Annotated in this window: 22 protein-coding genes and 1 tRNA gene; 12 read left to right on the top strand and 11 right to left on the bottom strand. The window is 66.2% G+C overall.

Annotation, left to right across the window (positions count from 1 at the left end; genetic code table 11):
* The 3 genes from ACIBW7_RS09475 to ACIBW7_RS09465 form a co-directional block, all read right to left on the bottom strand.
* On the bottom strand, positions 1-239 hold a 239-nt coding region (locus ACIBW7_RS09475; RefSeq protein ID WP_397045712.1), incomplete at its 3' end, for a hypothetical protein.
* A 109-nt stretch (positions 240-348) separates the two neighbouring features.
* Positions 349-433: transfer RNA gene (locus ACIBW7_RS09470), tRNA-Leu, on the bottom strand.
* Positions 434-487: 54 nt separating this feature from the next.
* Positions 488-1,027: an HD domain-containing protein gene (locus ACIBW7_RS09465; protein ID WP_397045710.1), complete on the bottom strand. Its 540-nt coding sequence runs from the start codon at positions 1,025-1,027 to the stop codon at positions 488-490.
* Between the two features lie 175 nt (positions 1,028-1,202).
* Between ACIBW7_RS09465 and ACIBW7_RS09460 the strand changes: the two genes are divergently transcribed.
* From ACIBW7_RS09460 to ACIBW7_RS09450, 3 genes are all read left to right on the top strand, one after another.
* On the top strand, positions 1,203-2,363 hold the full coding sequence (locus ACIBW7_RS09460; protein ID WP_397045708.1) for a glycosyltransferase: 1,161 nt from the start codon (positions 1,203-1,205) through the stop codon (positions 2,361-2,363).
* A 114-nt stretch (positions 2,364-2,477) separates the two neighbouring features.
* Entirely contained in the window at positions 2,478-2,672 is a 195-nt protein-coding gene (locus ACIBW7_RS09455; RefSeq protein ID WP_397045706.1) for a DUF3046 domain-containing protein, read from the top strand.
* A complete protein-coding gene (locus ACIBW7_RS09450; protein ID WP_397045704.1) occupies positions 2,669-3,865 on the top strand; it encodes a phosphotransferase in 1,197 nt (398 codons plus the stop codon). The genes ACIBW7_RS09455 and ACIBW7_RS09450 overlap by 4 nt, the downstream gene beginning before the upstream one ends.
* Positions 3,866-3,867: 2 nt before the next feature.
* On the opposite strand, the gene ACIBW7_RS09445 is transcribed toward ACIBW7_RS09450, so the two are convergent.
* Positions 3,868-4,383 carry a CGNR zinc finger domain-containing protein gene (locus tag ACIBW7_RS09445; RefSeq protein ID WP_397045702.1) on the bottom strand — a complete coding sequence of 172 codons (516 nt, stop codon included), beginning with the start codon at positions 4,381-4,383 and terminating at the stop codon, positions 3,868-3,870.
* Between the two features lie 154 nt (positions 4,384-4,537).
* On the opposite strand from ACIBW7_RS09445, the gene ACIBW7_RS09440 reads away from it, so the two are divergent.
* The 3 genes from ACIBW7_RS09440 to ACIBW7_RS09430 are packed head-to-tail and all read left to right on the top strand — an operon-like array spanning position 4,538 to position 6,393.
* Entirely contained in the window at positions 4,538-4,999 is a 462-nt protein-coding gene (locus tag ACIBW7_RS09440) for a VOC family protein (protein WP_397045700.1), read from the top strand.
* Positions 5,000-5,023: 24 nt separating this feature from the next.
* Positions 5,024-5,917, top strand: a complete 894-nt coding sequence (locus ACIBW7_RS09435) for a pyridoxamine 5'-phosphate oxidase family protein (protein WP_397045698.1) — start codon at positions 5,024-5,026, stop codon at positions 5,915-5,917.
* A 26-nt stretch (positions 5,918-5,943) separates the two neighbouring features.
* A complete protein-coding gene (locus ACIBW7_RS09430) occupies positions 5,944-6,393 on the top strand; it encodes a nuclear transport factor 2 family protein (protein WP_397045697.1) in 450 nt (149 codons plus the stop codon).
* Positions 6,394-6,498: 105 nt separating this feature from the next.
* On the opposite strand, the gene ACIBW7_RS09425 is transcribed toward ACIBW7_RS09430, so the two are convergent.
* Positions 6,499-7,905: an MFS transporter gene (locus tag ACIBW7_RS09425; protein WP_397045695.1), complete on the bottom strand. Its 1,407-nt coding sequence runs from the start codon at positions 7,903-7,905 to the stop codon at positions 6,499-6,501.
* 97 nt (positions 7,906-8,002) lie between these two features.
* Between ACIBW7_RS09425 and ACIBW7_RS09420 the strand changes: the two genes are divergently transcribed.
* From ACIBW7_RS09420 to recX, 3 genes are all read left to right on the top strand, one after another.
* A complete protein-coding gene (locus tag ACIBW7_RS09420; protein ID WP_397045693.1) occupies positions 8,003-9,025 on the top strand; it encodes an Lrp/AsnC family transcriptional regulator in 1,023 nt (340 codons plus the stop codon).
* A 210-nt stretch (positions 9,026-9,235) separates the two neighbouring features.
* Positions 9,236-10,282 (top strand): recombinase RecA, encoded by a 1,047-nt coding sequence (gene recA / locus ACIBW7_RS09415; RefSeq protein WP_063038472.1) that lies wholly within the window; start codon positions 9,236-9,238, stop codon positions 10,280-10,282.
* 418 nt (positions 10,283-10,700) lie between these two features.
* Complete coding sequence (gene recX / locus ACIBW7_RS09410) at positions 10,701-11,270, top strand: recombination regulator RecX (protein ID WP_397045690.1); 570 nt, start codon at positions 10,701-10,703, stop codon at positions 11,268-11,270.
* A 35-nt stretch (positions 11,271-11,305) separates the two neighbouring features.
* Here recX and ACIBW7_RS09405 read toward each other — a convergent pair whose 3' ends face one another.
* Entirely contained in the window at positions 11,306-12,190 is an 885-nt protein-coding gene (locus tag ACIBW7_RS09405; protein ID WP_397045688.1) for an NAD(P)H-binding protein, read from the bottom strand.
* 96 nt (positions 12,191-12,286) lie between these two features.
* On the opposite strand from ACIBW7_RS09405, the gene ACIBW7_RS09400 reads away from it, so the two are divergent.
* Entirely contained in the window at positions 12,287-13,237 is a 951-nt protein-coding gene (locus tag ACIBW7_RS09400) for a LysR family transcriptional regulator (RefSeq protein ID WP_397045686.1), read from the top strand.
* 144 nt (positions 13,238-13,381) lie between these two features.
* On the opposite strand, the gene ACIBW7_RS09395 is transcribed toward ACIBW7_RS09400, so the two are convergent.
* From ACIBW7_RS09395 to gluA, 4 genes are all read right to left on the bottom strand, one after another.
* A complete protein-coding gene (locus ACIBW7_RS09395) occupies positions 13,382-14,281 on the bottom strand; it encodes an amino acid ABC transporter permease (RefSeq protein WP_397045684.1) in 900 nt (299 codons plus the stop codon).
* A complete protein-coding gene (locus tag ACIBW7_RS09390) occupies positions 14,278-14,952 on the bottom strand; it encodes an amino acid ABC transporter permease (protein WP_397045682.1) in 675 nt (224 codons plus the stop codon). Before ACIBW7_RS09390 ends, ACIBW7_RS09395 begins: the two co-directional genes overlap by 4 nt.
* A 121-nt stretch (positions 14,953-15,073) precedes the next feature.
* A complete protein-coding gene (locus ACIBW7_RS09385) occupies positions 15,074-15,907 on the bottom strand; it encodes a glutamate ABC transporter substrate-binding protein (RefSeq protein WP_397045680.1) in 834 nt (277 codons plus the stop codon).
* A gap of 65 nt (positions 15,908-15,972) precedes the next feature.
* Complete coding sequence (gene gluA, locus ACIBW7_RS09380) at positions 15,973-16,701, bottom strand: glutamate ABC transporter ATP-binding protein GluA (RefSeq protein WP_397045798.1); 729 nt, start codon at positions 16,699-16,701, stop codon at positions 15,973-15,975.
* Between the two features lie 267 nt (positions 16,702-16,968).
* Between gluA and miaB the strand changes: the two genes are divergently transcribed.
* Both miaB and ACIBW7_RS09370 read left to right on the top strand, forming a co-directional pair.
* Complete coding sequence (miaB, locus tag ACIBW7_RS09375) at positions 16,969-18,525, top strand: tRNA (N6-isopentenyl adenosine(37)-C2)-methylthiotransferase MiaB (RefSeq protein ID WP_397045678.1); 1,557 nt, start codon at positions 16,969-16,971, stop codon at positions 18,523-18,525.
* Between the two features lie 560 nt (positions 18,526-19,085).
* The gene (locus tag ACIBW7_RS09370; RefSeq protein ID WP_040692860.1) at positions 19,086-19,667 is read left to right on the top strand and encodes a hypothetical protein; all 582 of its coding nucleotides are present in this window, start codon (positions 19,086-19,088) and stop codon (positions 19,665-19,667) included.
* 510 nt (positions 19,668-20,177) lie between these two features.
* On the opposite strand, the gene ACIBW7_RS09365 is transcribed toward ACIBW7_RS09370, so the two are convergent.
* Complete coding sequence (locus ACIBW7_RS09365; protein WP_397045676.1) at positions 20,178-21,608, bottom strand: DUF349 domain-containing protein; 1,431 nt, start codon at positions 21,606-21,608, stop codon at positions 20,178-20,180.
* Positions 21,609-21,700: the final 92 nt, after the last annotated feature.

Below are 21,700 nucleotides of genomic sequence, written 5' to 3'. Positions count from 1 at the left end.
CCCGCGGTGATCCGCCAGGACAGCAGGTCACCAGGGTGCCAATCCAGCACTCGCAGAACGGCTTTGTCGACCACGCGCCCGTTGGTGTCGACCGGGCGCACGCTGTACACCGCGGTGTGTGCTGGTGGTTGCTCCACGGTCGCCATCGGCAGACCGGCACCGATTCCGGAGCCATCGCCACCGGTGAGCCCGATGGAGGAGAAGGAAGGGATCAGCGGAGACAATGTGTCATCGGTCACATCGACCACCACCGGACAAAGCAAAACCGCAGGTGGCGGTGTACGACCAGGACAGGGTGTCCAGGCGATGCCCGGACCCGATTTTGGGGGCATAAATGCCACAGTTAGGTGTCCGGAGGGGGACTTGAACCCCCACGCCCGATAAAGGGCACTAGCACCTCAAGCTAGCGCGTCTGCCATTCCGCCACCCGGACCGGTGTTGCTGAGCAAGGGTAACGGATGGGTGCGGAAGTGTTGAAATCGGTTGGTCAGCGGCTGCCGGCGACGCGTTCGAGCACTGGACGCCAGGACTCGACGGAGGCGACTCCAAGGCCGACCGCTTTGCCCGCGTCGTCGGCGCGGCGGAGGGCGAGGGCGGCGGTGAAGTCGGGATCGGTTCGGAATTCGGCGATTTCGGTCTCGGTCATCGGACCGCCTTGGGCGACCAGAGTGCGTCGGCTGGCGGGGGACAGGGCGTGGGCGGTGTCGGTGGCGGCCAAGTAGCGCTTGGCGACGACGTGTAGTTCGACCAGCCGGGCGACCCGGTCGCCGAGTAGCGCACGGATCGCGTCCGCGCCGTGTTTGCCGTGGCCTGCATCGTCGCCTGGGACGAGTTTGTGGCCGATATCGTGCAGGAGTCCGGCGAGTTGCAGTTCCTCGTCGTCCGGATGGGATCGGCGCAGCAGCTCTGCGCATTGGAGGTCATGGTCCAGGATGTCGACGGGGTCGCCGCTGCGGTCGGGCATATCCCAGACGTCGGCGCATCCGGCGAGCAGGTTCAGCAATTCGTCGATGGTGGTGACGGGCACCTCGACCCCAATCTGTCGATCGCCAGGCGGAATGGTCTAGACCAGCATGCCCTCGATCGGCGCTGGACGGGTTTCTTCCGAATGGCATTTCGATGAACGCGGGTCCCATCGGGTGCTCGACCGAACCCGGTCCGCGCCGCGCCGAGTTCCGAGATCGATGTGGCAGGCTGGCCGCATGCGTGTTGCCATTGTTGCCGGGCCGGATCCCGGCCATGCGTTTCCGGCGCTGGCGCTGTGCGAACGCTTCCTGGTCGCCGGTGACGATCCGGTGCTGTTCACCGGACCGCGTTGGTTCGACGCCGCCAAGCAGGCGGGCATCGCGGTGCGCCGACTAAAGGGGCTCGCGCCGCGCACCGTCGACGACGACGATGATGCCGGTCAGCGCATTCATGAGCGTGCGGCGCATATTTCGACCGAAATCCTGCCCGACCTGAGCGCGATGCTGCCGGAGCTCGTGGTGTCGGATGTGCTGACCGCGGGCGGCGGGATGGCCGCCGAGCGACTCGGGGTGCCATGGGTCGAGCTGTCGCCGCATCCGTTGTATCTGCCGTCGAAAGCATTGCCGCCCATCGGAAGTGGCCTCGCGCCGGGGGAGGGGGTACGCGGCCGCCTACGTGACGGCGTGTTGCGCACCATGACCGCCCGTGCCGTTCGCAACGGTCTGCGTCAGCGCGAGCAGGCCCGCGAAAGCGTCGGATTGCCCGGCGCCGATCCGGGCCCGGCGGCCCGCCTGATCGCCACTCTGCCTGCCCTCGAGGTGCCGCGTCCCGACTGGCCCGAGCACACCCACGTCGTCGGCCCGCTGCTGTGGGAGCCGACTCCGAAAATCCTCGAGCCACCGCTCGGCGCTGAGCCGCTGGTCATGGTCGCACCGTCGACCGCGCACACAGGTGTCGCGGGCATGGTCGAAACCGTGCTCGCCGCATTGGACGGAGCTGGCGTCCGGGTGGCCATTTCCATGCTCGACACCCCGCCCACCGGCCTGCCGTCATGGGCAACGGCCGGGCTCGGCCGTCAGGACGAACTGCTCACCCACGCGTCGGTCGTGGTGGGCGGCGGCGGCCACGGTCTGCTCGCGAAATCCCTGCTCGCGGGTGTGCCGATCGTGACGGTCCCCGGCGGCGGCGACCAATGGGAACTCGCCAATCGCGCTGCCCGCCAAGGCAGTTCGATCCTGGTCCGCCCGTTGACCGCCGATGCGGTGCGTACCGCTGTGCTCGATCTGCTCAACACGCCCGACTACACGGCCGCGGCGCAACGAGCGGCCGCCGGGATCGCGGAAGTTGCGGACCCGATCCGTATCTGTCACGACGTCCTCAGCGTGCGGACCCGCTAGTGGCCTGTTCGCCCATTCCCGAGCTGATTCCGCGGAATTCGCGCAGGAATGGGCGCTGACGCCAATCGAACGGCCCGAGTGAAGGCCCCCAGCGGCGCGAGTATCTTGAATACGGTGCGGTTGACCGAGTTCCAGGAGCTGTTGCACACCGAGTTCGGTGTGTCCCGCGGCGATGCGCTGCTCAGGGACCACACCGTCCCGGCATTGGGCGGGCGGACGGGCGCCGCCGCCATCGAGGCGGGCATCGACCCGCGTGACGTGTGGCGCGCGCTCTGTGCCGACTTCGACGTACCGAGATCACGCTGGTGAGCGATCACGGATACCGCTTCGACGAGCGGCTGCGCATGATCCCCATCGATCATGCGCAGCTGTCCGCTCGCATTGCGACCGCGCGGCCGGTCGACTTCGCCGAATTCCGCAAGATCGGCATCGAGCTGATGCTGCTCGGCCGCTACGCCGAGGCCCTCGATCACCTCGATCGCGCCCTCGAACTCGCCGATAGTGACTATCGACGGATGTCGGTCTGGATCAACCTCGGTGATGTCTACCGCTATTGGGGTGACACCGTCACCGCCGAAACGCTGTATCGCCGAGCCGTCGACCGATCCGGCGACTCCGAGGTGCTCTCCTTCGCGCTGCAGCACCTGGGCAAGGCCCTTGCCGAACAGGGCAGACTCCCCGAGGCCAGGGCGCGGCTCACCGAGGCGTTGAAACTGCGCGTCGTCGAGGGAGATGCCGAGCTGATCGAAGCCACCCGCACCACCCTCGACCTGCTCGATGATCTGCCGGCGACCTTGCCGCCGAAGGTCGCCGAGGTGCTGGGTGCGGACCCCGCGTGGTCGGAGGAACACGAGGGAATGAGCGGCGGTGTCGCGCACGTCGACGGTGCGTACTGGGTGAAGCGGGGACCGAAGGCCGCCGCCGAGTATGCGCGGCTGAACTGGTTGCGGGGCAAAGGGATTCAGCTACCCGACGTTGCAGTGTTCGAAGAGGATGTGCTGGTTCTCGTCGACGCGGGTCTGCCGAGTCTGGCGGCCGAACCGACAGAATCGGTGGGCGCGGTCATGGGCGCGCTGCTGCGGCGTCTGCACGACATTCCCGTTGCCGAGTGTCCGTTCGACGGCAGGTTGGATGTGCTGCTGGTCCAGGTGCGGCGCCGGGTGCTCGAGGGTTTGGTCGATGTCGACGACTTCGACGACGGCAATCGAGGCCTGACGCCGGAACAGATCTACCAACGACTGCTCGCCCAACGTCCGCCGGACGAGGATCTCGTTGTTGCGCACGGTGATTTCACCCCGTCCAATGTGCTGGGCGGCGGTCTGCTGATCGACGTCGGCGGTTTGGGTGTTGCGGATCGGTACCGTGATCTGGCCCTGGTCGAGCGCGACCTGCGCGAGGGCTTCGGTACCGACGAATTGAGCGCGTTCTACGCCGCCTATGGGCTCGCCGAGCCGGACCGGCGGCGACTGGACTACTACCGACTGCTCGACGAACTCTGCTGAGCTCAGGCCTTTTTCGCGTAGTGGCGTGCGGCCTTGGTGCGGTTGCCGCAGGTCGCCATCGAATGCCAACGGCGGGTGCCGTTTTTCGAGGTGTCGTAGAAGAACAGGACGCAGTCCGGATGGGCGCACTGGCGGATCCGGTCCGGCGCCTCGGCCAGCAGCCGCAGCAGGTTGTCGGCGGCGAGCCAGCCGGGGAGCCAGGTGGTTTCGGGTACGTCGACGATTTCGGCGGGGCCGGTGTCGGTCAGCATGCGTCGGATCCGGCCACGGTCGAGGACCTCGTTGAGTGCGGTGTGTGAGGTGTGTTTCACGGTGTCGTAGATGGCGGTGCGGGCGGCGAGTACCGCCTGCAGGGTCCGCTCGTCGGCATTCGCGCGATCGTCGAGTCCGGCCGAGGCGAGCCATATGCCCAGGCCCGCGACATCGGTGAGCAGATCCTGCGGTCCGTCCTGGATCCACCGGGTGTTCAACAGGTCGAGTGCCAGCGGTTCACCGAGGTGGGGGCGTGGATCGGGCATACCTGAGGGTAACGATCTTCCTTTCGTTGCCAGGGCAACCACCGCCGTTCTAACCAGTTAAACTGATTTTAGAGGTTGACGTCCTTCTCGCTTCTAGTTATGTTCTAACTAGTAAAGCTTCTTAGGTCAGTTATAAATTCCGAGGAGGATCACGATGACCACAGCCATCGCGCCGCAACTGGCCACCGGACACATCGGACTGAACGTCTCCGACCTGGACCGATCGGTGAACTTCTATCGCCGCGCATTCGGTTTCGAGCAGCTCGCGGCCAGCGCCGACAACGAAAAGCGTTGGGCCTTCCTCGGTGCGAACGGCAAGCTGGTGCTGACCCTCTGGCAGCAGTCCGACGGCGCGTTCTCTACCGAAACCCCTGGTCTGCACCATCTTTCGTTCCAGGTCGACACCATCGAACAGGTGCGCTCGATCGAGGCGCTACTGCGTGAACTCTCGGTGAGCTTTGCCCACGACGGGCTGGTCGCGCACGGCGAGGGTGTCGCCTCGGGCGGTATCTTCTTCGTCGATCCCGACGGTATCCGCCTCGAGGTCTACGCACCCACGGGCGCTGAATCCGCTCCCGCGCCCAGCGGTGCCGCCCCGACGTGTGGATTCTTCTGAGCCCGGACGCTGTTGAAGACTGTGATGTCTCACTTTCATTCGGGCGAGGTCGCCGTGCAGCAGCGTATGGGCCAGGCGCATATCGCCGACCGGGTGGGACGGATGATTCGTGCCGACATCCCGGATATCGCGGCGGGTTTCCTGGCGGAGCAGTCGATGGTCGTGATCGCGGCTGCGGACCTCGACGGGGACGGGCGGATGTGGGCAGGCGCGGTGGTCGGGTCGCCGGGATTCGTACACGTCGTCGATGCCGAGACGATCGCAATCGATGCATTTCCGGCAGCGGGAGATCCGCTGCACAATGCACTGACCCGCCCTGCCCGGATCGGCATGATCGCACTGCAGCCCGAGCGGCGCAGGCGAATGCGCGTCAACGGATTCGCGACTCCGACGCAGGCGGGGCTACGGATTACCGTCGAGCAGGTGTATTCGAACTGTCCGAAGTACATCTCGCGCAGGCAGATCGAATCGTATCGCCCTGATATCGACCTACCAGCGCCCCGGCATGGCACGGAACTCGATGCGCGGCAGGGTGCACTGATCGCCGCGGCGGACACCTTCTTCGTTGCCACCGCGGATACCGACGGCAATGCCGACGCCTCACACCGTGGCGGGAATCCCGGCTTCCTGCAGGTGCTTTCGCGGACCCGGCTGAGATGGCCGGACTACCAGGGCAATTCGATGTTCATGACACTCGGGAACATCGCGGTGAACCCACGCTGCGGCATCCTGATCCCGGAGTGGACCACCGGCGGAACCCTCCAACTCACCGGAACCGCCGAATTGTCCTGGGCACCGGAAACCCGCACCGCCGGAGCTCAGTGCTCGATCGACTTCACCATTACGGAAGTGATCGAAATCCACGGCGCGGGCCGGCTCCGCTGGGGTCCCGCCGAACTTTCCCCGGTCAACCCCTGACCTCGATCCCCGAGAAGGGAATTGCAATGCGACCTCCGCTGCCACCATTCGACCTGCAATCCGCCAAGGCCAAGGTGCGCGCCGCCGAGAATGCCTGGAACACCAGGGATCCCGAGCGCGTCGCCGCCGCATACACCGAGGATTCGGTGTGGCGCAATCGTGACGAGTTCTTCACCGGCCGCGCCGCCATCGTCGAATTTCTCACCCGAAAGTGGTCCATCGAAAACGGTTACGCACTGCGCAAGGACCTCTGGGCATTCGAAGGCAACCGCATCGCGGTCCGCTTCCAGTACGAATGGCATGACGAATCCGGCCAGTGGTGGCGCAGTTACGGCAATGAGCAGTGGGAGTTCACCCCGGAAGGCCTGATGTCGCGGCGCGAGGCCAGCATCAACGATGTCCGCATCGACGAATCCGACCGTCGCATTCCCGGCCCGCGCCCGGAAGGTGACGAATCCGTTCTGCCGCAGCAGTAATCGGCAGGTACCGGGCACCTGTTGCCGGATCGGGCACCGCGTGTGCGGGGTGCCCGGTTGGTGTATGAGGTGCCCGGCCCTGCCTGATGATCGCGCCGGTGGGGCTCAGGCGGCGACGGTCTCCGGCTGGACCGGGGCATCGGCGACCCGACGCTGCCGGTGGAACAGCCCGAATGCGATCACCCCGAATACGATTCCGACTCCGGCCGCGACACCGAATGCCGCATCCAACCCATCCACGAAACGCGACAATGTCATCGGGCGACTGTCATCGGCGACTTCGCGGAATACGGTGCCCAGCACCGCGACTCCGAGAGCGAGGCCGAGCTGTCGTGCGGTATTCACCGCGCCTGCGGCGATCCCGCCCTGCTGTGGCGGCACCGCCGCCATCCCCACCGCGACCAGCGCGGGTGCGTTGATACCGATCCCCGCGCCGATCACCACGAATCCGGGAACCAGTGCGGCCCAGGATGATTCGGGATCGATGATGGTGAGCAGTCCGGTGCCGATGCCGACCAGCACCAGACCCGCTCCGATCGTCCACTTCGGCGAAACATCGTGCAGCGGTTTGCCGAATGCGCCGGCGACCACGAACGCCGTCGCCGCCATCGGCAGCATGGCCAGTCCGGCGTGCATGGGTGACATATGCAACTGCTGCTGCAGCCAGAGCGAAATCAGGGGTGTGGCGGCGAAGGCCGCGAACGTCTGGCCGGATGCGGAGACAAGGGTGGCCGCGAAGTTGCGATTGCCGAGCAGTGCCAGCGGGAACATCGCTGCCGCACTGTGGGATTCGACGAATACGAAGGCCGGCAGCGCGACCGCGCCGAGCGCCAGGGCGAGCAGCGTAGGACCATCGGACCAGCCGTGTTCGCCGCCGCGGATCACGCCGTAGGTGACCGCCGTCGCGGCGGTCGCGAACGCGAGCATGCCCGGCACATCGATGGCCCGATCCGCCTGCCGCGGCGACGGCTGGAACACGATGGCGGTCAACACGATCGCCAGTACCGCGATCGGCAGATTGACGAAGAAGATCCACCGCCACGACAGTGCCTCGGTCAGCACACCGCCGAGCACCACACCGATTCCCGCCGCCGCACCCGACACCGCACCCCAGACGCCGAACGCGACACCCCGATCACGGCCGGTGTAGGTGGAGTGCAGCAGCGACAGAGTGGTCGCGAACATCGCGGCCCCGCCGATGCCCTGAAGTGCGCGCGCTGCAATGAGACTCGCCGAGGTATCGGCGATCCCGCAGATCAGCGATGCGATCGCGAAAACGACGAGTCCGGCGAGATAGGCGCGCTTCGCGCCGACCCGATCGGCCAGCGAACCGAGCACCAGCAGCAGCGCGGCCAGCGCGAGCGCGTATCCGTCCATCACCCACTGCAGTCCGGACAGGCCGGTGCCGAGATCGGCGGCGATGTCGGGAAGCGCGACATTGACGATGGTGACGTCGATGAGCAGCATCAGCGTGCCCAGGCACGCGGCGAATAAGGGCAGCCATTTCCTCACGGGAGCCTCCGAGGTGATTCGAATGATATCGACACTCAGAGTGCGGTAGGCGTTGATATCCACATAGTTACGCGGTCACATGCGTTAGATTCCTCCTATGCAATCCGAAGACAGCGTGGATTCCTCCGTACTCGATGTCCTCGAGAAGCAGATCCTGCACGCGCTGGTGACCGATGCGCGCATCCCGTTCGCCAAGCTCGGCGCCATCCTCGGGGTTTCGGAGCAGACAGTGGCGCGGCGCTACCGATCGCTGCGGCAGCGCGGCATCCTGCATGTGGCGGGGCAGGTGAACGTGGTGCCGCTCGGGCATGCGCGCTGGGTGATCCGGCTCCGGTCGACTCCGGACAAGGCCGCGCGGCTGGCCGAATCACTGGCGCGGTTTCCGGATCTGAGCTGGGTCACATTGTCGGCCACCGGATCCGAGGTGACCTGCGTGAGCAGGCCGCGCTCGATCGAGCGGCGCGACAAGCTGTTGATGCAGACGTTGCCCCAGGCCAGTCAGGTGATCGGACTGACGGCCCATGAGGTGATCCACCGCTTTCCGCTCGACGAGGAGTGGCCGGATTTCAGGCACCTGTTCACGGCTGCGCAATTGCGCGACCTCGGCCCACGGCCGTCGTGGCGGGCCGATGCGGGGCCGGAAGCGCCGGTGGAACTTTCGGCGCAGGATGAGGCGATGCTGGCGCTGCTCGGTCGCGACGGTCGCGCGTCCTATGCTCGGATTGCCGCCGAAATTGGTTGGACCGCAACGAAAGTGGCGCGGCGCATGGCCGAACTCGTCGAATCCCGGGTGCTGTACTTCGATCTCGATTTCGCGGTCGAACGGATGGGATACGCCGTGCGGGCAGCGCTGTGGCTGCGCACGCGACCGGCGGATCTCGAGGCGGTGGGCACCGCGATGGCAACCCATCCGGAGATCGTCTTCATCGCCGCGACCACGGGGCCGACCAACCTGATGGCGTCGTTGATATGCCGCGATACCGCGCACCTCTATAGGTATGTCACGCAGCGGCTGGGCGCACTCGACGGGATCGCGGATGTGGAAGTGACGCCCGCGTTGCGGGTGTACAAGCAGGCGCAGACGTTGCTGGACAGTGATCGGATCTCGCTGGTTCGGTGAGGCGGGGTGTTCGGCGCCCGGAAAAGGGGTTGCGAGCGGCCGTAGCGCGGTGGTTGCCGCGTCCGGGAAGTTCGGGGCGCGTGTTGTCGGGCGCGTCGCTTGACTCGAACATCTGTTCGTCTAGGCTGGTCGCCAGAACTTGTCGGTGCCGCCCTCTAATGTGGGCGCCAACCAAGAACGAGACTTACCCGTCGAGAAGGGGATCAGGATATGGCACCACAGGCGTACGACCGTGATAAGGCGCTCGAGCTGGCGCTGGCTCAGGTCGAGAAGAGCTTCGGCAAGGGCGCGGTCATGCGTCTCGGCGAGGAGGCCCGCCAGCCCATCTCGGTGATCCCGACCGGATCCATCGCTCTGGACGTGGCGCTCGGCATCGGCGGTCTGCCGCGTGGCCGCATCATCGAGGTCTACGGTCCGGAGTCCTCGGGTAAGACGACCGTCGCGCTGCACGCAGTGGCCAATGCCCAGGCCGCGGGCGGTGTCGCCGCCTTCATCGATGCCGAGCACGCGCTCGATCCCGACTACGCCCGCAAACTGGGCGTCGACACCGACGCACTGCTCGTCTCCCAGCCCGACACCGGTGAGCAGGCGCTGGAAATCGCCGACATGCTGGTGCGTTCGGGCGCGATCGACATCATCGTCATCGACTCGGTGGCCGCGCTGGTACCGCGCGCCGAAATCGAGGGCGAGATGGGTGACAGCCACGTCGGTCTGCAGGCGCGCCTGATGAGCCAGGCGCTGCGCAAGATGACCGGTGCGCTGAACAACTCCGGCACCACCGCCATCTTCATCAACCAGCTGCGCGAGAAGATCGGTGTGATGTTCGGTTCGCCCGAGACCACGACCGGTGGTAAGGCGCTGAAGTTCTACGCCTCGGTGCGCCTGGATGTGCGCCGCATCGAGACGCTCAAGGACGGCAGCGACGCGGTCGGTAACCGCACTCGCGTGAAGGTCGTGAAGAACAAGGTCTCACCGCCGTTCAAGCAGGCCGAATTCGACATCCTCTACGGCCAGGGCATTTCCAAGGAGGGCTCGCTCATCGATATGGGTGTCGAGCAGGGCTTCATCCGCAAGTCCGGCTCCTGGTACACCTACGAGGGCGACCAGCTCGGCCAGGGCAAGGAGAACGCCCGCAAGTTCCTGCTGGAGAACACCGACGTCCGCGACGAGATCGAGAAGAAGATCAAGGAAAAGCTCGGCATCGGCGCCGATGTGACCGCTGAGGGCGCGGCCGCCGAGGTCCCCGCCGACTTCTGATCCGATGACCCCTCGGCGCCCAGCCCCGCAGCCCACCCGGCCCGCACCCGATACAACGCGGCCCGACCCGGTAACCGAGGCTCGCCACCGCCTGAACGAACTACTGTCCGCCTCGAGCCGCCCACCCATCCCAACCTCAACCGGGTCCGGTTCGGGCGAGTCCGAACCGGGGCGGTGGGATGAGGAGGATTCGGAGGGATCGGGGTTCCGGGGGAGAAGGCAGGGGGATAGGCGAGTCCGATTGGCCGAAGGTGGTTCGGCCGATTCGGACATCATGGGAACTCGGTCGAGCGCGCCCGATCCGCAGCGGGCGCGTTCGGCTGGGTCCCGGCGCGGTCGCGTGCGCCGGAACGAGTTCCGGCGCAACGACTCCCACTCGGCTGACTTACAGAGTTCCGAAGGCCGATGGGCGGATCCGGTGGCGGCTGGATCCGAGGAGGGTGCGTCCTCGACGGGCACCGGTGCGAACCGGTCCCGTGCGGAGCGCACTCCCCAAGGCGGGACGGTCGAGCAGGCGAAGGAGGCGTGTCTTCGCCTGCTCGCCGTCCGCGCCCGCAGCCGTGCCGAACTGGCGCAGCGTCTCGCGGCCAAGGGCTTTACGCCCGAAATCACCGAACGCGCCCTCGACCGCTTCACCGAGGTCGGCCTGATCGACGACGCTGCCTTCGCCGAACAATGGGTCCACTCCCGCCACACCTTCTCCGGGAAGGGCAAACAAGCTCTCGCCCAAGAACTTCGCCGCAAAGGCGTCTCCCAATTCGACGCCGTCTCCGCCCTCGACGCCATCACCGCCGACGACGAGGAACAACGCGCCACCGAACTGGTTCGCCGCAAACTACGCACCATGCCCGCAAACCTGGACCGCGACAAAACAATCCGGCGCCTCGTAGCCATGCTCGCCCGCCGCGGCTACAACCAATCCACCGCGTTCACGGTAGTGAAAGCCGAACTCGCACAAGCCCGGTTCGACGCGGCGGACCCCGACTGAGCCCCGGCAGTGCCGCACTTGGCCTTCGGGCTGGGTTACGGGTAGAGGGCGGGGGCCAAGACTTCTTCGCACCACTGGCGGAAGGTGGTGGGGGTTGTGGATTGGGGGGTGCGGGGTTCGGCGTTGTCGAGGCCGTTCTCCTTTGCCTCCAGCATGTCGTACATGCCCTGGGCCATGGCCTCGGACATGCCGGATTCGAGCATTGTGGCTTTGTAGGCCTCGCCGGAGACTTGTTGAAAGCGGATCGGGCGGCCGAGCACTTCGGACAGGATTTGCGCCATGTCGTTGTTGGACAAGTCCTCTGGGCCGAGTACGGGGACGCTGTCGTATCCACTCCACGAGTCGTCGAGCAGCAGTTCGGCGGCGACGGCGGCGATATCGCGAGTCGCGCAGGTGGGGCGTTTCAGATCGGGGGACAGCGGTGCGAAGAATATGCCCTGAGTCTTGATTACTTCGACTTGGCGAAGCAGATTATCCATGAACGAGGGCATCGCCAGCGCTCGGTAGCTCACGCCGGTACTCGCAATCAGATCGTCCATGGCCAGCGACGCCGTGACCAGTCCGGCGTTCCCGACCACCGCTGACCCGCGACCGATGGATGAGACTCCAACCACTCGCTCGACACCCTGACTCTTGAATGCCTCGCACGCGGGCCGTGTGAAGTCCAGAACCGCGGCTTCGAGGCTCGCGCCGCGATGGACCGGGGGCAGCAACCAGAACACGGCGTCGGCGTCGGCGAACGCCTGGGTGACGACATCGATATCGCTATGCGATCCCGTTACGACTTCGACGTGCTCGCGGATGTGCGCGGGCAGGCGTGCTGGATCACGCGCGATAACGCGGACCGGCGCGCCGCGGTCGAGGAGATGGGGGAGGACCTGACGGCCGATGGCGCCGGTAGGGGTAGTAACAACGATCATGACAACCTCTGCTCGATTGATTTGGCACTGGCAAGTCAAGTCGGCGCGGCACCGAACCTGAAGGACCGATCCGATAAGCGTTGATACCGTGGGGATATGAGTGATCTGGAGGTTCGGCAACTCCGATACTTCGTGGCCGTCGCCGAGGAACTGCATTTCGGCCGCGCAGCCGACCGACTGGGGATGGCGCAACCACCCCTGTCGCGGGCGATCCGGGAACTGGAACGTCAACTGGGCGTTCAACTTTTCGAGCGCACCACCCGACACGTCGTGCTCACCCCGCCTGGCGAGACCTTGCTCCGCGACGCGCGGACCGCACTCGATGCCGTCGCGGCGGCTGCTGAGCGTGCCCGGCACGTCGGCAGGCCCGCACCGGGGCTACGGCTCGCGCTCAAAGCCGACTACGATGCCGGACTCCTGCCACAGATCTTCGAGACATATCACCTCGAGGACGCGGCAGTTCCGGTGGAGTTGATGTTGGGCGGTCGGGGCGAGCAGGTCCCTGCCCTTCGTCAGGGCCGCGCAGATGTCGCCCTCCTGGCCACCCCGTTCGACGACCGTGGTCTGGACGTCGAACCGCTGCTGACCGAACCCCGTTTGGTCGCGCTGGCCGCATCCGATCCGCTCGCCGCCCGGACAACCCTGTGCGTTGCCGACCTGACCGGTCGAACGCTCCCCGACGGAACTCCCGCCGACCGCGACGGCCTCGCCCCGCCTCCAGAACCCCCACGTCCGGTCCTGGATCTGGCGCAGCTGTTCAACCTGGTCGAACTCGGCAACATCATCTGGTTCCCGCCCTCCTCGGTCGCTCGCCGTCACCCCCGCCCCGGGATCGCCTACCGCCCTGTCACCGACCTCAAACCAACGGCCCTCGCGATAGCCTGGCCGCAAAACTGCCACTCACCGGCGGTAGCGGCCTTCGTCCGTGCAGCCATCGCCGTCGCAGCGGCCACCTATCCACCCGAATCCGCAATACCCGCCGAAACTTTCACCGCTGCCTCGCACTCCGAAACCGAAGAACTCCGCAGCATCGTGCCCTCATCCTGATCACCGACCACCTGATCGACGCGCCTCACAACAACGCTGGGCCCCGCCACGGGTGCGCGCGAAATTGCCTCTTGTCCTGATCGCCGCTCCGAGATCAGGCGAGGACGGGGATGGTGAACGCCGACAAACCGAGATCCGCAGGACTCACGGCTTCTGCGTGATATCCATCCCCGGAGTCGCATCGGCCAGAATCGCGTCGGCCGCCACGACGGCGGCACCCTTCTTCCGCTTGCGCGAGCGCAACCGCTGCTCGAGCTTATTGGCCACGATTGTCAACGTGCTGTTCAGCAGAATCATCACGACGGCGACGACCATCAGCGCGGGCACGGTATTGCGTTCGGCCGCACCGAGTTGCGAGCCCTGACGCACGATCTCGAGGTAGGTGATCTGGTAACCGAGCGCCGAATCCTTCAGCGCCACAACCATTTGCGAGATCAAGGCGGGCAGCATGGCGGTGATCGCCTGCGGCAGCAGGATCAACCGCATCAGCTGCCCCTTGCGCAGACCCAGCGCCACCGCGGCCTCGGTCTGCCCCTTCGGCAGCGATTTGATGCCGGCGCGCACGATCTCGGCGATGACCGAACCGTTGTAGACCGTCAGCGCGATCACGACGGCCCACAGCGCGAGCTGATCGACCTTGAACACCTTGTAATCGGAGAAGACGTAGAACAGGAAGATCATCAGGATCAGCACCGGAATGGCCCGGGCCACCTCGACGATCGCTCCCGCCACCCAGCGCACCACTCGGTGCTCCGACAGGCGAAGGATGCCGAAGACCATGCCGATCACCAGCGCGAACACAATCGACAGCAGCGCCGCGACCAGGGTGCCGCGCAGACCGGGCAGCAGATAGGTCTTCCAGACGTCCGCCTCGATGAACGGCTTCCACTTCTCGGCGGTGAACTGGCCCTTATCGGCGAAGCCGCGGTAGAACACCCAGCCGAGTGCCAGCACCGCGACAATCGCTATGACGGAATAGATTTGGTTCCGAATGCGCGCGCGGGGCCCCGGCGCATCGAAAAGGACCGAAGCTCCGGTACTCATCGAGCCACCTCGAATCGCTTGGCCAGCCAGCCGAACAACAGGCCGGTCGGCAGGGTCAGGATTACGAAGCCGAGTGCGAAGATGAAGCCGATGGTGATCAGTGCGGCCTCGTTTTCGTTCATCTTGGCCATCAGGGTCGCGGCCTCGGCGACGCCGATCGCCGAGGCGATCGTGGAGTTCTTGGTGAGTGCGATCAGCACGCTGCCCAACGGGGCGATGACCGAGCGGAATGCCTGCGGCAGCACCACGATTCGCAGATTCTGCGTGAAGGTGAAGCCCAGCGAGCGGCCCGCCTCGGACTGGCCCATCGGCACGGTGTTGATGCCCGAGCGCAACGACTCGCACACGAATGCCGCTGTGTAGATGCTCAGTCCGAGTACGGCGTAACGGAAGTTGTTCTGCGCCAGCGAGTTCGGGCCCTCCGGTGCGAGCTTCCAGCCCATGGTGGAGTAGAGGCCCAGCGAGCAGAACACGATGATCAGCGTCAGCGGGGTATTGCGGAAGATGGTGACGTAGGCGGCGCCGAGAAAGCGGGCGACCGGCACGGGGGATACGCGCATCGCGGCGACGATTGTGCCCAGGATCAGGGCGAGGACCGCCGACGCAGCGGTCAATTTGATGGTCACCCAGAAGGCGCCGAGGACGTCATACCTCGAGATCAGGTCGAACACGGGGGTCGCGTCCCTCCGATCGGATTGTGCGGCGGCCGGAGATCGTCCTTCCGCGCGCGATGTACAGGTTGCTCATAGCGAAGAGATCGGGTGACCCGTGCGGGCCACCCGATCTCGAATCTCAGTACCGGTTCACCGTCGGCGGCGTGGGCGCCTGGTAGCCGGAGGCGCCGACCGTGGTATCGAACGCCTTCTTCCAGGACCCGTCGGCGATCATGGCCTCGATCGCGTCGTTGACCTTGTCGCGCAGCTCTTTATCGCCCTTCTTCAGGCCGATGCCGTAATTCTCTGTGGTGAACGGCTTGCCGACGACCTTGAACGTGCCCGCGCTCTGCGCGGCGTAACCGGCCAGGATGATGTCATCGGTGGTCACCGCGTCGTACGAACCGGCCTGCAGGCCCTCGAGGCACAGCGAGTAGGTGTCGTTGGTCTGCAGCTGCGTGGCGGGGTAGTTCTTCTCGATGTTCTGGGCCGGGGTGGAGCCCTTCACCGAGCAGACCTTCTTACCCTTCAGATCATCGGGACCGTTGATGCCGGTGTTGTCGGCCTTGACCAAAAGCGACTGGCCCGCAACGTAATACGGCCCGGCGAAGTCGACCTTCTGCTTACGCGCGTCGTTGATCGAGTAGGTGGCGACGATGTAGTCGACCTGACCGTTCTCGATCAGCGTCTCGCGCTGTCCGGACGGGGACTCCTTGAACGTGATGTTCTCCGGCTTCACACCGAGCTTGCCCGCGACATACTTGGCGACCTCGACGTCGAAGCCGCTGTAGGAGCCGTCTTTGTTGCGCAGGCCGAGGCCCGGCTGGTCGAATTTGATGCCGACGGTGAGCTTTCCGTCCTTGGCGTTGTCGAGTGCGGACTTGTCGCTTCCACCGCCACAGGCGGCGGTTGTTGCGGCCAGCGTCAGGGCTATCGCCCCGATGCCGAGTCGAAGCGAACGGTTGATCCTCATCGTGTTCCTTCTCCCTCTGGTGATTTCGGTGGCCGAGGTCTTTACGTTTGCGGTGATTGCTCGGTTCAGTGGCTCAGAATCTTGCCGAGGAAATCCTTGGCACGGTCGGACTTCGGCGCGGTGAAGAACACTTCGGGTGTGTCGTCCTCGACGATCAACCCGTCCGCCATGAACAGCACGCGGTTGCCCGCCTTGCGCGCGAAGCCCATCTCGTGGGTGACGACCAGCATCGTCATCCCCTCCTTGGCCAGCGACACCATGACGTCGAGCACCTCGTTGACCATCTCCGGGTCCAGTGCCGAAGTCGGCTCGTCGAACAGCATCACCTTCGGGCTCATCGCCAGCGCGCGGGCGATCGCCACGCGCTGCTGCTGGCCGCCGGAGAGCTGCGCCGGATACTTATCGGCTTGATTGGCGATCCCGACCCGCTCGAGCAGTTCCATCGCGCGCTTGCGGGCTTCCTCCTTTTTCACCTTGCGAACCTTCAGCGGCGCGAGCATCACATTCTCGACGATCGTCTTGTGCGCGAAGAGGTTGAACGATTGGAACACCATTCCGACGTCGGCGCGCAGTGCGGCGAGCGCGCGGCCCTCGGCGGGCAGCGGCACGCCGTCGATGGCGATATCGCCGGAGTCGATCGGCTCCAGTCGGTTGATGGTGCGGCACAGCGTCGACTTCCCGGACCCCGAGGGCCCCAGAACAATGACGACCTGCCCCTTGGGGACTTCGAGGTTGATATCGCGCAGCACATGGAGGTCACCGAAGTGTTTTTCCACATTGCGCATCGAAATCATCGGCGCGCTTGTGGCGGTGATGCTGCCAGTCTCGGTACTTGCTGCCCCGGTTTTGGCCAACCCGATTGTGTCGGGTGCGGTGGCGTCGTCGGTCATGGTCCAAGACCTTAAGCGGAAAACGGCGATTTGCCCGGGTTTCGGCGACACACCGTTACGCCGCGCCGATACGACACAGCGCTGTAACCCTTCCGATGCGACCCGGCCGGGCCCCGGAGCCTGCGCCGATGCGCTGAAAACCCGCGTTGCACACCCCCGTACCCTGGACGGGTGGATTCGATCGGACAGGCAGTGTTGTCTCCCGCCCCTGCGGCCGCGGACGGCGCACGCAGTTACGAGGTCCGCACCTTCGGTTGCCAGATGAACGTGCACGATTCCGAACGCTTGTCGGGCCTGCTCGAGGATGCGGGTTATGTCAAGGCCGCGCCGGGTGCGACGGCCGATCTCGTCGTCTTCAATACCTGCGCGGTGCGCGAGAACGCCGACAACAAGCTCTACGGCACCCTCGGTCACCTCGCCCCGATCAAGGCCGACCGGCCGGGCATGCAGATCGCCGTCGGTGGCTGCCTGGCGCAGAAGGACCGCGACACAGTCGTGCGCAAGGCGCCGTGGGTGGATGTGGTGTTCGGCACACACAACATCGGATCACTGCCGGTGCTGCTGGAACGCGCGCGGCACAATGCCGAGGCGCAGGTGGAGATTCTGGAATCGCTGGAGGCGTTCCCGTCGAGCCTGCCCGCCAAGCGTGAATCCGCCTATGCCGGTTGGGTTTCGATCTCGGTCGGCTGCAATAACACCTGCACGTTCTGCATCGTACCGTCGCTGCGCGGTAAGGAGGTCGACCGCCGTCCGGGCGATGTGCTCGCCGAGGTGCAGGCGCTGGTCGATCAGGGCGTCCTGGAAGTCACGCTGCTCGGCCAGAACGTGAACTCCTACGGTGCGTCCTTCGCCGATCCCGACGAGGCACGCGATCGCGGTGCCTTCGCCAAACTGCTGCGCGCGGCCGGGCGGATCGATGGGCTGGAGCGGGTGCGCTTCACCTCGCCGCATCCGGCCGAATTCACCGATGACGTGATCGAGGCGATGGCCGAGACGCCGAATGTCTGCCCGCAGTTGCATATGCCGCTGCAATCCGGATCGGATCGGGTGCTGAAGGCGATGCGCCGGTCCTACCGCAAGGCACGCTACCTCGGCATCATCGAGAAGGTGCGGGCCGCGATGCCGCATGCCGCGATCACCACCGACATCATCGTCGGCTTCCCGGGCGAGACCGAGGAGGATTTCCAGGAGACCCTGGATGTGGTCCGGCAGGCACGGTTCACCAGCGCCTACACCTTCCAGTACTCCAAGCGTCCGGGCACACCCGCCGCGGATATGCCCGACCAGCTGCCCAAGGCGGTGGTGCAGGAGCGCTACGAGCGGCTGATCGCGCTGCAGGAGGAGATCTCCCTCGACGCGAACAAGGCGCTCGTCGGCACCACGGTCGAACTGCTCGTCGCCGAGGGCGCGGGCAAGAAGAACGCCGCGACCGCCCGCATGAGCGGCCGTGCCCGCGACGGCCGACTCGTGCACTTCCGCCCTGAAGGCGCTGCGGAAAAGATCCGCCCTGGCGACATCATCACCGTCGACATCACCGAAGCGGCCCCGCACCACCTGATCGCCGACGCCCCCATCAAAACCCATCGCCGCACCCGCGCAGGCGACGCCCACGAACGCGGAATCACCCCCAAAACCGACCCCATCGGCGTCGGCCTCGGCCTCCCTCGCATCGGCGCCCCCACCCCCGAACCCGCCGCCTCAGGCTGCTCAACCGGCTGCGGCGCATGAGTCCCCGGTCGGGTGACGACGATCCGACGCGTGCTGAGGGAGCGGATCCCGCACCGGGTGCGTCCGAGTCGGATTCGCCTGGTGCGCAGGCTGATCGCGGGGATCGCGCAGGTGAGAGTGCCGCGCCGAGCGGTGAACGGAGCGAGGTCGCGTCGAACTCACCCGAGGTGAATCCGCTCGGAGCCGGTCGGGCGCGTGCGGGCGATCCCAGCGGCGTCTCGAACGCGGGCGAAGGCAACCCGGATTCGCGTGCTGGGGAGGGCTCAGGACCGGGCGAGGGCGCTTCGGACTCCCGTGGACGCAAGGGTGGCGCGGATTCAGGATCCGGCGAGATCGGCGCCGATTCGGGATCGGGCGTCAGCGCTGTGGGTTTGCGGGGAGGCGAGGGTGGCGCGGCGGATTCGGGACCCGGCCAGGGTGGCGGGGACTCGCGATCGGGTGCGGGGGATGCGAGTACTACCGGACGTAGTGGGGTGGCTGCGGGGGATGGGGGCGGTGCTGGCACAGTGGATGCGGGTAAGGCAGCGGAGCAGGGATCAGCCGAAGGAGACGAGGGCGCAGTGAACTCGGTCGAGAGCAGTAATGGCTTCGAGCAGTTCAAGGATGATCTCGATGCCGTCGAGCGGCGCATCGCGGGGGAGATCGACCCTGGGGTGCGCGCGATGGTGGTCGCGGGTGCGGTCTTTCTGCTGCTGTTTTCGCTGGTGTTGTCGCATGCGGGCGGTGCGCGCGGGTTCGATGTTCTGCTCGGTACCGATGCCGCGCGCGCTGAGCACATCGGTCTGCCGTCGCGGATCTTCGTCTGGTTCGCAGTCCTCTTCGGCATCGGCTTCTCACTGCTCGCGCTGATGACCCGCCGCTGGGTGCTCGCCTGGATCGCGGTCGCCGGTTCCGCGATCGGCAGCGTCTTCGGCGTCTTCTCGATCTGGCACCGCCAGACCCCCGGCCTCGGCAACTACCACGGCGCAGGCCCAGGCGTCGGCCTCATCCTCGGCACCATCGCCATCATCGTGCTGACCTTCCACTGGATCCGCGTCGTCTGGAGCCGCACCGCCCTGCAACTCGCCGCAGAGGAACAGCGCCGCAACGCCGCGGCCGCCGCCGAGGAACGCGATCGCCGCCGCCTCACCGGCGACTCCTGACCCACCCAGTGCACCCTGATGCCGGACCTACCCGGAGCCGCGCATCTTTTGTGCGAACGTGGCGGAGAATGCCGAGCTCGTGTGAGAGTGCATGCTCAGATCCGTCCAGCGACCCGGCGTTGCCGGTCGGTATCTCTATCCCGGCCGCACGGCCGGTGCGGCTGTCGCCGAGCACCAGATCCGTGCCCGCTGGATGATTTCGTGGTGTTCAGCCCCAAGGCTGACGGAGTCCCGCTTGCGGTGCTCGAGCCCGCGCGGCATGGACGACGCCGCTACGCCAGTGCTGCAGTGTTGCCGGTCAGCATGCTATCCCGGCCGCGCAGTCGGCGCGGCCGCACGGCCGGTGCGGTTGTCGCCGAGCACCGGATCCGTTGCCCGCTAGACGATTTCGCGGTGTTCAGCCCCCAAGGCTGACGGAGTCCGCGCTTGCGGTGCTCGAGCCGACGCGGTGTGGATGATGCCGCTATGGCAGTGCTGCAGCGTTGCCGGTCAGCGCATGGCGGTACATGATCAGCGGTTGCTGACTGCGCCCTCTGCGGCCTCGGCCCACTCGCGCCACTGTTTGGCCTGCTCCAGTGCCTTCTCCGCGTCGCGCTTGTTGCCTGCGGCGGTTGCCTTGGCGGCCTGTTCCTCGAATTGGGCGACGCGTTCGCGGAATTGAGCGGCTCGGGCCATGGCTTCCGGATCGGTGCGGCGCCATTGGGCGTCGGCCGCGTCGCGGACGCGCTTTTCGATGGTGCGGAGTTTGCCTTCCAGTTCCTGGATGCGCTCGCGCGGGACCTTGCCGATCCCGTCCCATTTGTCCTGGAGTTCGCGCAGGGCGGCGCGTGCGGCGTCCAGACCGGTGGCGGGATCGATGTGTCCGTAGGCGTGCAGCAGTTCTTCCTTCGCGGCGGCGTTCTGCTCGAATTCGGCGTCGCGCTCGGAGACGGCGGCATTGCGCGCGGCGAAGAAGACGTCCTGGGCGCTCTTGAAACGCCGCCACAGCGCCTCGTCGGCCTCCCGTGGCGCCCGGCCCGCCGCCTTCCATTCGGCGAGTAGATCGCGGAACACACCGGCAGTGCCGACCCAGTCGGTGGAGCCGGAAAGTTCCTCGGCGCGCACGCAGAGTTCTTCCTTGCGCGACTTCGCGGCCGCGCGTTCGCGGTCGAGTTCGGCGAAGTGTGCGCCACGACGGCGGTTGAACGCCTCACGGGCCTTGGAATAGCGCTTCCACAGTGCATCGTCGACCTTGCGGTCCACGCCGCGGATGGACTTCCACTCGTCCAGGATTTCGCGCAGCCGATCGCCAGCGGCCTTCCACTGCGTGGATTCGGTGGCGATCTTCTCGGCCTCGGCGCACAGCGCTTCCTTGCGCTCGGTGTGCTCGTGCCTGGCCTTTTCCTTCTCCTCCTTGGCGTGCGCCGCTGCCTCTTCGGAGTGTTCGGCAATGGCCTGCAGTCGCTGGGCGAGCCCTTCGACATCGCCGATGACCGCCGCGGTGGGTAGCGATTCGGCGATGGCGACCGCGGCCGCCTTGGTCTTGCGGGCATCCGCTCCGGCGGCCAATCGCGCCTCGAGCAGCGCCACCTCGGTGGCCAGATCGTCGAACCGACGGCCGAAGTGCGCCAGGCCCTCGGCGGCGTCGCCGGCCTGCCAGGATCCGACGACGCGCTCGCCCTCGGCGGTCTTCACCCATGCGGTGCCGTCGTCGTCGACGCGACCCCACGCACTGGGATCGCTGACGGTCGGGACGACGACCGGATGCGGATGCTGCTGCGCGGCCTGCCCCGGGGCCGGTTTGACCGCATGCGGCTTGGGATGGGCCGTCGACCCGCCCGGTTTGGGGGCCGCGGCTGGTTTCGGGGCGGCGGAAGGTTTAGGCACGGCGGCCTTCGGGGAATCCGAGGGGCGCGGCGTGCTGCCGGGGGTCGCTTTCGCCGTTCCGTTGCTCTCGCTCATTGCTCCTCGTCCCTGCCGCGCGTCACGGCTGCCTGGTTACGCCCTAGCTCACTCCATTGAACCCGGTCCGAGCCCTGTAAACCATCGATCAA

This window comes from Nocardia sp. NPDC049526 (assembly GCF_044465765.1).
Taxonomy (GTDB): domain Bacteria; phylum Actinomycetota; class Actinomycetes; order Mycobacteriales; family Mycobacteriaceae; genus Nocardia.
The sequence above is the reverse complement of the archived record's forward strand: the minus strand, read 5'-3'. Positions and strand labels throughout refer to the sequence as shown.

What these genes read in the sequence shown, in the direction of transcription:
- ACIBW7_RS09460 (WP_397045708.1), top strand. Translation starts at nt 1,203, where the DNA reads ATGCGTGTTGCCATTGTTGCCGGGCCGGATCCCGGCCATGCGTTTCCG.
- ACIBW7_RS09445 (WP_397045702.1), bottom strand. Translation starts at nt 4,383, where the DNA reads ATGCCCGATCCACGCCCCCACCTCGGTGAACCGCTGGCACTCGACCTG.
- ACIBW7_RS09440 (WP_397045700.1), top strand. Translation starts at nt 4,538, where the DNA reads ATGACCACAGCCATCGCGCCGCAACTGGCCACCGGACACATCGGACTG.
- ACIBW7_RS09435 (WP_397045698.1), top strand. Translation starts at nt 5,024, where the DNA reads ATGTCTCACTTTCATTCGGGCGAGGTCGCCGTGCAGCAGCGTATGGGC.
- ACIBW7_RS09430 (WP_397045697.1), top strand. Translation starts at nt 5,944, where the DNA reads ATGCGACCTCCGCTGCCACCATTCGACCTGCAATCCGCCAAGGCCAAG.
- ACIBW7_RS09420 (WP_397045693.1), top strand. Translation starts at nt 8,003, where the DNA reads ATGCAATCCGAAGACAGCGTGGATTCCTCCGTACTCGATGTCCTCGAG.
- recA (WP_063038472.1), top strand. Translation starts at nt 9,236, where the DNA reads ATGGCACCACAGGCGTACGACCGTGATAAGGCGCTCGAGCTGGCGCTG.
- ACIBW7_RS09405 (WP_397045688.1), bottom strand. Translation starts at nt 12,190, where the DNA reads ATGATCGTTGTTACTACCCCTACCGGCGCCATCGGCCGTCAGGTCCTC.
- ACIBW7_RS09400 (WP_397045686.1), top strand. Translation starts at nt 12,287, where the DNA reads ATGAGTGATCTGGAGGTTCGGCAACTCCGATACTTCGTGGCCGTCGCC.
- ACIBW7_RS09395 (WP_397045684.1), bottom strand. Translation starts at nt 14,281, where the DNA reads ATGAGTACCGGAGCTTCGGTCCTTTTCGATGCGCCGGGGCCCCGCGCG.
- ACIBW7_RS09385 (WP_397045680.1), bottom strand. Translation starts at nt 15,907, where the DNA reads ATGAGGATCAACCGTTCGCTTCGACTCGGCATCGGGGCGATAGCCCTG.
- gluA (WP_397045798.1), bottom strand. Translation starts at nt 16,701, where the DNA reads ATGATTTCGATGCGCAATGTGGAAAAACACTTCGGTGACCTCCATGTG.
- ACIBW7_RS09365 (WP_397045676.1), bottom strand. Translation starts at nt 21,608, where the DNA reads ATGAGCGAGAGCAACGGAACGGCGAAAGCGACCCCCGGCAGCACGCCG.